The sequence below is a fragment of the Pantoea sp. Ap-967 genome, assembly GCF_011752565.1.
In the GTDB taxonomy this organism is placed as follows: domain Bacteria; phylum Pseudomonadota; class Gammaproteobacteria; order Pseudomonadales; family Pseudomonadaceae; genus Aquipseudomonas.
The window spans coordinates 1-12278 of sequence record NZ_VWXK01000040.1; the positions used below are offsets into that span (position 1 = coordinate 1).

Below are 12278 nucleotides of genomic sequence, written 5' to 3' on the forward strand. Positions count from 1 at the left end.
CGAGTACATCCATTACTACAACCACGAACGAATCAAAATGAAGCTCAATGGCCTGAGTCCTGTGGCTTACAGGACTCAGGCTGAGGTAGCCTAGCTTCGACCGTCTAACATTTGGGGCGCAGTTCAAAACCCTGTGGGAGCGGGCCTGATCAGCGCCTCGGCAGGTCCAGGGTCACCAGCAGCCCACCGCCGATCCTCGGCCCCAGCTTCAGGCTGCCGCCATGGGCGCTGGCGATGCTGGCTGCGATGCTCAAGCCCAACCCGTGGCCGCCGCTGCTGCGTGACGGGTCGGCCTGGTAGAACGGCTCCAGCACCCGCTGCAGGTGCTCGGCCTCTATGCCGGGGCCACGGTCGGCCACCTGGATGCGTAGCCGGTCCGGGGTATCGCGCACCTCGATGTCCACCGGCCCCGGGGCGTGGCGCCGGGCGTTGTCCAGCAGGTTTTGCAGGCAGCGGCGCAGGCCGCTGGGGTGGGCGCTGAAGGGCAGGGCGTGGCCGGTGACCCGCACCTCGCAGCCCAGGTCTTCGAAGTCCGCTTGCAGCGCCATCAACAGCGCGTCGATATCCACAGGCTCGCGGGCATTTTCCAGCTCGCCGCTGCGCAGGAAATCAAGGCTGGCCGACACCATGTCTTCCATATGCTCCAGGTCGCCGCGAAAGCGCTGGCGCAGGTTTTCGTCAGGCAGCAGTTCGGTGCGCAGGCGCAGGCGGGTGATGGGCGTGCGCAGGTCGTGGGAAACGGCCGCGAAGAAGCGCGTGCGCTCGGCGATGCTGTCGATCAGCCGGCGCTGCATGGCATTGAACGCCTGGGCGGCCTGGCGTACTTCCTGTGGGCCATCCAGGCTCAGCGGCGGGCGGTGGATGTCTTGCCCCAGCGCCTGGGCGGCCGCTGCCATCTGCTTGAGCGGGCGCAAGGCCAGGCGCACGGCGAGCAGGGCGATCAGCACCACGGCGATGGTGCGCAGCAGGTAGATGCGGAAGATGAAGTCGAATACCAGCGAGCCGATTGATGCATTGCGCCAGCCCTGGCCCTCGACGGTTTCAAGGTACAGGGGCTGGCCATCGGGCAAGGTCAGTTCGACCACGGCACGTACGCTGGCCGGCGCCCCGCGCAGCAGCAAGGGCGCGCCGCCCGGGCGGCCTTCGCCATCGACGATCTCCAGCCCCAGCAGGCGCACCGGGGCAGGCCCAGTGGTGCGCGCCGCCAGCAGTTCCTGCAATAGCCGTTGCTGGGCCGGTTCCACCGCGTTGCCGGGGGCCGGGGCTGCCGGCAGGCGGTGCCAGCGCGGCGACTCCATGGCGTCGAGCATGGCCGGCAGTTGCGCTGGCTGGTCGTGGGCCACCCGCAGCAGGTCGCCCAGGCGCCCGGCCAGCAGGCGCAGGGGAATCTCCAGCACCTGGGTCTGGCGCACTTCGTACCAGATGCTGCTGGTCAGCAACTGCGAGGCCAGCACACCCACCACCAGAATCAGCACCATGCGCCCCTGCAGCGAACGGGGCCACCAGCGCTTCATTCGCTGAGCACTTCGTCGACCGTGAGCATGTAGCCCTCGTTGCGCACGGTGCGGATCAGCGCCGGGTTGCGTGGGTCGTCGCCCAGGTGCTGGCGGACGCGGCTGACGCACACGTCGATGCTGCGGTCGAACGGCTCGCGCTCACGGTCGAACACGTGGTTGAGCAAGAAGTCCCGGCTCAGGGCGCGGTTGGGGTGTTGCAGCAGCAGGCGCAGCAGGCGGTAGTCGGAATTGCCCAGGCTGATCACCAGCCCGGCCGGCGAGCGCAGCTGGCGGGTGGTGGTGTCCAGCCGCCAGCCGGCGAAGCGCAGGGTGCCTGCTTCATCGAGGCGGGCGCGCTCGGGGAAGCTTTGCGTACGGCGCAGCACCACCTTGATCCTGGCCAGCAGTTCACGTGGGTCGAACGGCTTGCCCAGGTAATCGTCGGCGCCCATTTCCAGGCCGACGATGCGGTCTACCAGGGTGCCGCGGGCGGTCAGCATGATGACGGGGATGTTACTGCGCACACGCAGCTCACGGCACAGGCTCAGGCCGTCCTCGCCGGGCAGCATCAGGTCGAGCACCACCAGGTCGACCCGGTGTTCTTCCAGGCGCTTGCGCATCTCGCGGCCTTCGCCGGCTACCGAGGTGCGAAAGCCTGCTTCATCCAGGTAGGTGGAGAGCAGTTGGCGGATTTCGGGGTCGTCATCGACGATCAGGATGTGGTCGGGCTTGGTCATCAGGCACCTGCAGAGCATGGATGGGAGGCACCTTACACCGCGTCTTGCAACGCGAATGTAACGGAATGTGTTGCAGTGGCGAGGGACTGCACGCCGGTACATTTGCGGACACCGAAGGGCTGGTGGCCATCATTAGAATGCGCAACACAAATGAGACTGATTTTCTTTAAGGAATTCACATGCCCCATGCGTCCCTCCAGCGGCTGCCGGTGACCCTCGCCCCGGCCTTCGGTATGGTGCTCGGCGCCTGCGCGCTGCCGGCCCTTGCCGACACCCAGGCGCTCGACCTGCCCGCTACCCAGGTGACTGGCAAGCAAGACCGTTACAAGGTCGACAGCGTGACGTCGAGCAAGATCACCACGCCGCTGCTGGACGCGCCGCAGAGCATCAGTGTAGTCCCACGTGCCGTGCTCGATGAGCAGAATGCCCAGAGCCTGCAGGACGTGCTGCGCAACGTGCCGGGCATCACCTTCATGTCTGGCGAGGGCAACCTGGGCTGGGGCGACCTGTTCTCGATTCGCGGCTTTGCCGCCGAGCAGAGCATGACCGTCGATGGCGTGCGCGATGCCGGCATGGCCAGCCGTAACGACACCTTCAACCTGGAACAGGCCGAGGTGTACAAGGGCACGGGCTCGGTCGAGTCGGGCGTATCTGCCGTAGGCGGCAGCGTCAACCTGGTCAGCAAGCGTGCCCACCTAGGCGACGCCGGCAAGCTGTCGGCTGGCATCGGCACCGACAACTACAAGCGCCTGACCGCCGACATCAACCGCCAGCTCAACGACACCACTGCCGTGCGCATCAACCTGATGAAGCACTACAACGCCGTGTCCGAGCGCGACGAGGTGGACTACGACCGCTGGGGCTTCGCCACCTCGTTCGGCTTTGGCCTGGGCACCGACACCCGGCTGTGGATCGACGCGTTCTACCAGAAGGACAAGAACACCCCGGATGGCGGTGTGCCTATCCAGCGTGGCACCAACGGCCACCGCATGCCTGGGGTGTCTCGCGATGCCTGGTACGGCGACTCCAGCCTGTACACCCAGCGCAGCGAAACCCGCTCGCTCACCGGCCTGCTGGAACATGACTTCAATGACGACCTGACCCTGCGCAACCAGCTGCGCTGGCAGCAGACCGACAACTGGGCCGTGCTCTCGCCGGCGCGCTTCATCGCCGCCGACGCCAATGGCAACAAGACCTGCACCGGCACCCGCTGCGCCAGCCTGGGCTACGTCGGCGTTGGTGGCCTGAGCTCGGTCAACGGCATCAATGCCTACACCGACTACGCCAACAGCAGCAGCGGCTACGGCTACCTGCGCGGCAGCGACTTCGGCCAGTCCAAGCGCTACGAGATCGTCGACAACCAGACCGACCTGCGCTTCAACCTCGACACCGGTGGCATCCACCACGAGGCAGTGACTGGCATCGAGCTGTACCGCGAAACCTACGGCGGCCTGCACAAGACCCTGGATGTGCCGGACGGCAACATGTTCTTCGACCTGGCCAACCCGTCGCACCACTTCGCGTCCACCAGCACCGACAAGGGCTATGGCGACCCGCGCAGCGTGGTCAAGGATGCCGCCCTGTACGTGTCCGACACCATGACCCTGAGCCCGCAGTGGCAGTTGCTGACCGCCCTGCGTTATGACCACTGGGATGTCGACACCGACCGCAGCACCGGTAGCACCAGCAGCAGCGACGATGCCGTCGGTGGCCGTGTGGGCCTGGTCTACAAGCCATTGCCCAACGGCAGCATCTACGTGTCCTACAGCCAGGCGGCGCAGCCTTCGGCGGTGGGCGCCAGCACCAACAACCAGATCTACGGCGCCGCCGGCACCGAGGATTACAAACCGGCCGTCTCGAAAACCTATGAGCTGGGCACCAAGTGGGAGCTGTTCGACGAGCGCCTGAACCTCACCGCCGCGCTGTTCCGCACCGAGCTTGAAGACAGCTGGGAATACACCGAAGGCGAAAGCGCGCCTGTGCGTTCGTTGCCGGCCAAGCGCGTGGACGGTATCGAGCTGGGCCTGCAGGGGCAGATCACCAACCGCTGGTCGGCCTATGCCGGGTTCGCGGCAATGAAGAGCCGCCAGACCAAGGGCGACAACAAGGGCGAGGAAGCCAAGAACGTTCCTGACCTCACGGCCAACCTGTGGACCACCTACGACCTCACCGACCAGCTCAGCGTCAGCTACGGCGCCGACTATGTGGGCCGGCGCCGCTACAGCGACAACAAGTACGTGGGCGGGCTGAACAACAACAGCAGCTACGCCAATGGCGCGTCCGGGGTCTACACGATTTCCACCCGTGACCACGAGAAGGCGCCGTCGTACTGGCTGCACAGCCTGGCCGCGCGCTACAAGGTCGACAGCCAGACCACGGTCAACCTCAACGTCTCGAACCTGTTCAACAAGTTCTACTACAGCCGTGTCGGCGCCTCGCTCGATGGCTTCCAGCTGTACGGCATCCCGGGTGCCGGGCGTACCGTGACGGCCAGCGTGGACTACACCTTCTGATGTTGGTGGAAATCGACCGGCTGTTCAGTGCCGACGAACTGGATGCATTGCGCCAGCAATTGCTGGCGCAACCCTGGGTCGACGGCAAGGCCACGGCCGGCATCCAGTCGGCCCAGGCCAAGCGCAACCGCCAGCTGGACGAGGACGACCCGGTCGCCCGCCAGCTCGGCGGGCTGGTTCTGCAGCGGCTGTCGGACAACCCGCTGTTCATGTCCGCGGCCCTGCCCAAGCGCATTTATCCGCCGCTGTTCAACCGCTATGGCGCAGGCGAGGGCTTCGGCTTTCACGTCGACAACGCCATACGCGGCATCAAGGGCGTGCGCGAACGGGTACGCACCGACCTTTCGGCCACCTTGTTCCTGGCCGACCCCGACACCTATGACGGTGGCGAACTGGTGATCCGCGACACCTTCGGTGAGCGCGCGGTCAAGCTGCCAGCCGGCCACCTGGTGCTGTACCCGGGCAGCAGCCTGCACCGGGTAGAGCCGGTTACCCGTGGCGAGCGCCTGGCGGCCTTCTTCTGGATCGAGAGCCTGGTACGCGAAGACAGCCAGCGCAGCCTGCTGCTGGACATGGACGTGGCCATCCAGCGCCTCACCGCCCAAGGCGCCGACGCGGGCTCGCTGCTTGAGTTGACCGGGGTTTACCACAACCTGCTCCGCCGTTGGGGCGATACCTGACCTTGGGAGGTCACCGATGAACCAACCTTTCTGGCGGCGCCTGCTGCCGTTGTTGCTGGTGCTGGGGGCGTGCCTGGGCATGGCCCAGCGCGCCAGCGCCGTGGAAGTCACCGACGTGCTGGGGCGCAAGGTCGAGGTCGACCACGCGCCGCAACGCATCGTGCTGGGTGAAGGGCGGCTGTTCTTCGCCTTGGCCCTGCTCGACCGCGACAACCCGTTCCAGCGCGTGGTCGGCTGGCAGAACGACATGCGCCTGCTCGACCCGCACACCTACGAGGTGTACGCCAAGCTGTACCCGCAGGTGGCCAAGCTGCCACTGATCGGCCAGGCCTCCGAGCAAAGCGTGAGCGCCGAGCAGATTCTGGCGCTCAAGCCGGACCTGGCGATCTTCAGCATTGCCGGTGAAGGCCCGACCCAGCACAGCCCGGTGGCCGACCTGCTGGAAAAAGCCGGGGTGCCGGTGTTGTTCATCGATTTTCGCGTTCACCCCATCCAGAACACTCGGGTGAGCATGCAGGCGCTGGGCACCTTGCTTGGGCGTGAGCAACAGGCCCAGCAATACCTGAGCCTGTACGACCGCCACCTCAAGCACATCACCGACAGCGTGGCCACGCTCAAGGCCGGCGAGCGGCCCAAGGTGTTCCTCGAACTGCTGGCAGGCGTTTGGCAGGCACCGGGGCACACCACCGGCAAGAGCGGCCTGGGCAGCGTGGTCGAGGCCGTGGGTGGGCATAACATCGGTGCCGATGTGGTGCCGGGGGCGCTGGGCGATGTGAGCGTCGAATACGTGCTGCAGGCCGACCCGGACGTGTACATCGCCACGGGCAACCGTGCACCGGGCGTGCTGCTGGGGGCCGGCGTGTCCACCGACACCGCGCGCCAGAGCCTGGCCAAGATCACCGCACGCCCCGAGTTCGCGCCACTGCGGCCGATTCAGGCCGGGCAGGCCCATGGCCTGTGGCATGACTTCTACAACTCGCCGTTCAACATCCTCGCCATCGAGGCCATGGCGCGCTGGGTTCACCCCGAGCGCTTCGCCGATGTCGACCCGTTGGCGACCATGGCTGAAATCAACCAGATGCTCAAGGTAGGCCTGGACGGCCAGTACTGGGTCGACGCCAAGTGACCGCGCTGGCCCAGGACGGCGCCGCGCTCGCGGCCTGGCATTACCGCCGCCTGCTCTGGCGGCGGGCGATGCTGGTGGCCGCGCTGGCGGCCTTGTTGCTGTTGTCGGTGCTCGGCGACCTGGCCAGCGGCGCCTCGGGCATGGGCCTGGGGCAGTTGGTGCACGGCATCTTCGACCCGGCAACCCTGAGCGCCACCGAGCGGGTGATTATCTGGAACGTGCGCCTGCCGTATTCGCTGATGGCAGTGCTGGTGGGCGCGGCGTTGGCACTGGCGGGCGCCGAGATGCAGGCGATCCTCGACAACCCGCTGGCCAGCCCCTTCACCCTGGGCGTGTCGTCGTCGGCGGCGCTGGGTGCTTCGCTGGCAATCGCCTACCCGCTGGGCGTTGCCTGGCTGGCGCCCAGTGCCCAGGTGACAGTGATGGCATTCGCCTTCGCCTGCCTGTCGGTGGTACTGCTGCAGGCCATGTCGCGCTTGCGCGGCGCCGGTGTGGAAAGCCTGGTGCTGTTTGGTATTGCCCTGGTGTTCAGCTGCAATGCGCTGGTGTCGCTGCTGCAACTGCTGGCCACCGAGGACGTGCTGCAGCAGTTGGTGTTCTGGACCTTGGGCAGCCTGGCCCGGGCCAACTGGCAGAAGCTTGGCATCCTGGCCCTGGTGCTGGGGGTGTTGCTGCCGTTTTCGTTGCGCGCGGCACCGGCGATGACCTTGCTGCGCATGGGCGAGGACCGCGCGCGCAGCTTTGGCGTGGACACCCGGCGCCTGCGCTTGGCTTCGTTGCTGCGCATCAGCCTGTTGTCGGCCACGGCGGTGGCGTTCGTGGGCACCATCGGTTTCGTTGGCCTGGTCGGGCCGCATATCGCCCGCTTGCTGGTGGGTGAGGACCAGCGCTTCCTGTTACCGGCCAGTGCGCTGGTGGGGGCGTTGATGCTGTCGCTGTCGTCGATTGCCAGCAAGCTGATTCTGCCGGGGGTGATCGTGCCGGTGGGCATCGTGACCGCGCTGGTGGGGGTGCCGGTGTTCGTGGTGCTGGTGTTCCGCCGAGGGAGAAAGCTGTGAGCCTGTTGATCGATGAGCTGGCCGTGGCCTATGGCGCGCGGCAGATTTTGCACGGGGTGAGCTTGCCGGAATTGCCGGCGGGCAGCCTGGTGGCCCTGGTGGGGCCGAACGGTGCGGGCAAGTCGACCTTGTTGCGGGCGCTGGCGGGGCTGGAGCGGATGAAGGGTGGCGTGAGCCTGGATGGCCAGGACGTGACCCGGCTGAGCTTTGCCGAGCGCTCGCGGCGGTTGGCCTATATGCCGCAGCAACTGCCGCCGGGCATTGCCTTGGGGGTGCTGGAAAGCATTGTCGCGGCGCTGCGCGTGAGTGGTGCCGATGACCTGCTGGGAACTGCCTACGAGGCGTTGCGCCAGTTGGGCATCGAGGCGTTGGCCGACCGTTCGCTGGACAGCCTGTCCGGTGGCCAGCGCCAGCTGGTGGCGCTGGCGCAGTTGCTGGCGCGTAATCCTCAAGTGCTGCTGCTCGACGAGCCGACCAGTGCGCTGGACCTGCATTACCAGTTGCGGGTGATGGGCGCGGTGCGCGAGCGGGTGGTGGCGCACCGCTTGCTGGCGGTGGCGGTGCTGCATGACATCAACCTGGCGGCCAGCCATGCCGATTGGCTGGTGGTGTTGCGCGAGGGCAGGGTGGTGGCCTGTGGGGCGCCGGGGGAGGTGCTGCAGCCTGAGCTGCTGGCCGAGGTGTACGGTGTTCAGGCGCGGGTCGAGCAGTGTTCCCAGGGGCGGTTGCAGGTGTTGGTGGATCGGGCCTTGTAATGGCCTGTGCCGGCCTCGCGCACGGCTTTGCGCCGGCCCGGTAGGAGCGAGCGTAGCTCGCGATGGGGCGCGCAGCGGCCCCAGTTTTTCAGCTTCGCGGCACAGGATGCCGGGGCTGCTTTGCAGCCCATCGCGAGCTGCGCTCGCTCCTACCCGTTCATCACCCGCCGTCCTCGAACAGGGGCGAAGCCCGGCCACGCAGCGCTGGGTTCAATCGGGCAATAACCGATCCCGGCTGTTGGACAGGTGCAGGCAGATCGCCGCCCGGGCCGCATCCGGGTCCTGCCGGCGGATGGCATTCAAAATCGCCTCATGCTCCAGGTTCGCCAGGTACGCATGCCGCGCCAAGTTGGCCCCTGACCGCTCGGCGAAGGCCATGCGGTTGCGCGGGATCAGCCCATTGCCCAGTTGCCCCATCATCTCGCTGAAATACAGGTTCCCCGTGGCCTCGGCAATCAGCAGGTGAAAGCGCCGGTCCGCCTCGATGCAGCTGTCCCCGGCCGCTGCCAGGTCCTGGTAGTCATCCAGCGCCTGGCGCATGCGCGACAGGTGCTCATCACTGCGCCGTACGGCGGCCAGGGCAGCGGCCTGGCCCTCCAGCCCAATGCGCAACTCCAGCAAGTCGCGCACGCTTGCCGCATTCTCCGCCCCCACCCGCAAACCCGCCTGGGCCTGGCGCTCCATGACGAAGGTGCCGATGCCGTGGCGTGGCTCCACCAGGCCTGAGGCCTGCAGCTTCGACAGCGCTTCGCGGACCACGGTGCGGCTGACGCCATGCTCGCGCACCAAGGTGTTTTCCGAGGGGAGCTTGTCCCCAGGTTTGAAGGTGCCCAGTAGAATCTGCTGGGTCAGGCTCGACACCAGGTCATGGGCGCGGCTGTGGCTGCGTTTGGCGGATGGCTGGGGCATGGGGTAATCCCGATGGGTTGGCTATCTTGTACGACAAGTTAATCGAGAAAATTATTTTTTGCGCGGTTTTTCCCTGCGGCGTTGCTGAGTGTTTTGCGTGTTATTAGCATGATCGCGTCATTATTGCTGTTTATTAGCTTGTACTTTGCTCATTCGGCGACAATCGGCATCTTGTCGTACAACTGTGTCGCGCATATGCTCTTTCCCACTGCCATGTCAGACAACTACGACCCGCACAAAAACAATTAGTGGGAGATCCACAAGTGAACGACACCCTCGCTCCGTCTGCCCGGAATGAAGGCGACGCGTTGGCCAGTGCCGTGGCCAAGGTAAAGCGCCACGTCCTGCCGCTGTTCGTCATCATGTTCATCGTCAACTACCTCGACCGCGTCAACATCGGCTTCGTGCGCCCACACCTGGAAAGCGACCTGGGCATCAGCGCAGCCGCCTATGGGTTCGGCGCGGGGCTGTTCTTCATCGGCTATGCGCTGTTCGAAGTGCCGTCGAACATGCTGCTGCAAAAGGTCGGCGCGCGCCTGTGGCTGACCCGCATCATGTTCACCTGGGGCCTGGTGGCCACGGCCATGGCTTTCGTGCAGAACGAAACCCAGTTCTACGTGCTGCGCTTCTTGCTGGGCGTGGCCGAGGCGGGCTTCTTCCCCGGTGTGATCTACTACTTCACCCGCTGGCTGCCGGCTGCCGAGCGCGGCAAGGCAATTGCCATCTTCCTCAGCGGTTCGGCCTTCGCCTCGCTGATTTCCGGCCCGCTGGCCGGGGCGCTGATGCAGGTTCAGGGCCTGGGCCTGCACGGCTGGCAGTGGATGCTGTTCATCGAAGGCATGGCCTCGGTGACGCTGTGCTTCTTCGTGTTCTTCTGGCTCGACTCCAAACCCCAGGACGCCAAGTGGCTGAGCCAGGCCGAGCAGGCCGCGCTGGTGGCCACCATCGACCGCGAGCAGCGTGAGCGCGAGGCAGTCGGTGCGCTGAAACCCTCGGCCTGGAGCCTGCTCAAGGACCGCCAGATCGTGCTGTTCTGCCTGATCTACTTCTGTATCCAGCTGACCATCTACGCCGCAACCTTCTGGCTGCCGAGCATCATCAAGCGCATGGGAGACTTGAGCGACCTGCAGGTCGGCTTCTTCAACTCGGTCCCGTGGCTGATCTCGATCATCGCCATGTACGCCTTCGCTGCCGGCTCGATGCGCTGGAAATTCCAGCAGGCCTGGGTTGCCGGGGCGCTGGTGGTGGCTGCCATCGGCATGTTCATGTCGACCACCGGCGGGCCGGTGTTCGCCTTCGTCGCGGTGTGCTTCGCGGCCATTGGTTTCAAGTCTGCCTCGTCGCTGTTCTGGCCGATTCCCCAGGGCTACCTGGATGCCCGCATCGCCGCGGCAGTGATTGCGCTGATCAACTCGGTGGGCAACCTCGGCGGCTTCGTTGCGCCCACCACCTTTGGCCTGCTGGAGCAGCAGACCGGGTCGATCCAGGGCGGGCTGTATGGCCTGGCCGTGACCTCACTGCTGGCGGCCATTGCCATCTTCTTCGTACGCATGCGCCCAAAGGGCGCCACCTCTGACGACCTCAAGGCCCCCTCGGCCCTGGGCCAGACCCACTGATGACTGCGAGACAACAACCATGAATATGCAGACCAATCCCGCCGTTCACAGCAGCACCCCAGTGGTCACCGACCTGCGTGTGATCCCCGTTGCCGGCCACGACAGCATGCTGCTCAACCTCAGTGGCGCCCATGGCCCGTACTTCACCCGCAATGTCGTGGTGCTGCGTGACAGCGCGGGTAACACGGGCCTTGGCGAAGTGCCGGGCGGCGAGAAGATTCGGCAAACCCTGGAAGATGCCCGCAGCCTGGTGGTCGGCCAGCCGATTGGCCACTACCAGCGCGTGCTCAACGCCATGCGCCAGGCCTTCGCCAACCGCGACGCGGCTGGCCGTGGCCTGCAAACCTTCGACCTGCGCATTACCGTGCACGCGGTGACCGCCATCGAGTCGGCACTGCTCGACCTGCTCGGCCAGCACCTGAACGTACCGATGGCCGCGTTGCTTGGCGAAGGCCAGCAGCGCGAGGCGGTGAAGATGCTGGGCTACCTGTTCTACATTGGCGACCGCCAGCAAACCGACCTGGCCTACCGCAACGAAGCCGATGCCGACGACGACTGGTTCCGCCTGCGCCATGAAAAGGCCCTGACGCCTGAAGCGGTGGTGCGCCTGGCCGAAGCGGCGAGGCAGCGTTACGGTTTCAGCGACTTCAAGCTCAAGGGCGGCGTGCTGCGTGGCGAGGAAGAGATGGAAGCGGTGACGGCCCTGGCCGAGCGCTTCCCCGACGCACGCATCACCCTCGACCCGAACGGCGCCTGGTCGCTCAAGGAAGCCATTGCCCTGTGCCGCGACAAGCACGATGTGCTGGCCTATGCCGAAGACCCGTGCGGTGCCGAGAACGGTTACTCGGGCCGTGAGGTGATGGCTGAATTCCGCCGGGCCACCGGGCTGCCGACCGCCACCAACATGATCGCCACCGACTGGCGGCAGATGGGCCATGCGATTCAGCTGCAGTCGGTGGATATCCCATTGGCCGACCCGCACTTCTGGACCTTGCAAGGCTCGGTGCGGGTGGCGCAGATGTGCAACGACTGGGGCCTGACCTGGGGTTCGCATTCGAACAACCACTTCGACATTTCGCTGGCGATGTTCACCCAGGTGGCGGCGGCGGCGCCGGGTGAGATCACGGCCATCGACACCCACTGGATCTGGCAGGACGGCCAGCGCCTGACCCGCGAGCCGCTGCGCATCGTCGATGGCCATGTGCGGGTGCCGGCGCGGCCGGGGCTGGGGGTTGAGCTGGATGAGGACCAGCTGGCCAAGGCCCATGAGTGCTACCGCAACATGGGCTTGGGGGCGCGGGATGACAGTGTGGCGATGCAGTTCCTGATTCCGGGGTGGAGCTTCGATAACAAGCGGCCTTGCCTGGTGCGTTAAAGCCGATGGGCTC

The 12278-nt window shown here is 66.0% G+C and carries 11 protein-coding genes; 8 read left to right on the forward strand and 3 right to left on the reverse strand.

Annotation, left to right across the window (positions count from 1 at the left end; translation table 11 throughout):
* A partial coding sequence (locus F3J45_RS26750) for an IS3 family transposase (protein ID WP_167061942.1) occupies positions 1 to 94 on the forward strand: 94 nt, incomplete at its 5' end.
* Positions 95 to 149: 55 nt separating this feature from the next.
* Here the strand turns inward: F3J45_RS26750 and F3J45_RS26755 are convergent.
* Together F3J45_RS26755 and F3J45_RS26760 are read right to left on the reverse strand one after the other, a co-directional pair.
* Positions 150 to 1514, reverse strand: a complete 1365-nt coding sequence (locus F3J45_RS26755) for a HAMP domain-containing sensor histidine kinase (protein ID WP_167070165.1) — start codon at positions 1512 to 1514, stop codon at positions 150 to 152.
* On the reverse strand, positions 1511 to 2233 hold the full coding sequence (locus tag F3J45_RS26760) for a response regulator (RefSeq protein WP_167070167.1): 723 nt from the start codon (positions 2231 to 2233) through the stop codon (positions 1511 to 1513). The genes F3J45_RS26755 and F3J45_RS26760 overlap by 4 nt, the downstream gene beginning before the upstream one ends.
* A 179-nt stretch (positions 2234 to 2412) precedes the next feature.
* Here F3J45_RS26760 and F3J45_RS26765 point away from each other — a divergent pair, with 179 nt between their 5' ends.
* From F3J45_RS26765 to F3J45_RS26785, 5 genes are read left to right on the forward strand one after another with little or no spacing between them, the layout of a single operon-like run.
* Positions 2413 to 4746 carry a TonB-dependent siderophore receptor gene (locus tag F3J45_RS26765; protein ID WP_167070169.1) on the forward strand — a complete coding sequence of 778 codons (2334 nt, stop codon included), beginning with the start codon at positions 2413 to 2415 and terminating at the stop codon, positions 4744 to 4746.
* Positions 4746 to 5426 carry a Fe2+-dependent dioxygenase gene (locus tag F3J45_RS26770; protein WP_167070171.1) on the forward strand — a complete coding sequence of 227 codons (681 nt, stop codon included), beginning with the start codon at positions 4746 to 4748 and terminating at the stop codon, positions 5424 to 5426. Before F3J45_RS26765 ends, F3J45_RS26770 begins: the two co-directional genes overlap by 1 nt.
* 16 nt (positions 5427 to 5442) lie before the next feature.
* On the forward strand, positions 5443 to 6552 hold the full coding sequence (locus F3J45_RS26775) for an ABC transporter substrate-binding protein (protein ID WP_167070173.1): 1110 nt from the start codon (positions 5443 to 5445) through the stop codon (positions 6550 to 6552).
* The gene (locus F3J45_RS26780; RefSeq protein ID WP_370526488.1) at positions 6549 to 7610 is read left to right on the forward strand and encodes a FecCD family ABC transporter permease; all 1062 of its coding nucleotides are present in this window, start codon (positions 6549 to 6551) and stop codon (positions 7608 to 7610) included. The genes F3J45_RS26775 and F3J45_RS26780 overlap by 4 nt, the downstream gene beginning before the upstream one ends.
* Positions 7607 to 8365, forward strand: a complete 759-nt coding sequence (locus F3J45_RS26785; protein WP_167070175.1) for an ABC transporter ATP-binding protein — start codon at positions 7607 to 7609, stop codon at positions 8363 to 8365. The genes F3J45_RS26780 and F3J45_RS26785 overlap by 4 nt, the downstream gene beginning before the upstream one ends.
* 210 nt (positions 8366 to 8575) lie before the next feature.
* On the opposite strand, the gene F3J45_RS26790 is transcribed toward F3J45_RS26785, so the two are convergent.
* Positions 8576 to 9274, reverse strand: a complete 699-nt coding sequence (locus F3J45_RS26790; RefSeq protein WP_167070177.1) for a FadR/GntR family transcriptional regulator — start codon at positions 9272 to 9274, stop codon at positions 8576 to 8578.
* Positions 9275 to 9537: 263 nt separating this feature from the next.
* Here F3J45_RS26790 and F3J45_RS26795 point away from each other — a divergent pair, with 263 nt between their 5' ends.
* On the forward strand, positions 9538 to 10890 hold the full coding sequence (locus F3J45_RS26795) for an MFS transporter (RefSeq protein WP_167070179.1): 1353 nt from the start codon (positions 9538 to 9540) through the stop codon (positions 10888 to 10890).
* A 25-nt stretch (positions 10891 to 10915) separates the two neighbouring features.
* Positions 10916 to 12265 (forward strand): glucarate dehydratase, encoded by a 1350-nt coding sequence (gene gudD, locus F3J45_RS26800; protein ID WP_240164723.1) that lies wholly within the window; start codon positions 10916 to 10918, stop codon positions 12263 to 12265.
* Positions 12266 to 12278 lie beyond the last annotated feature (13 nt).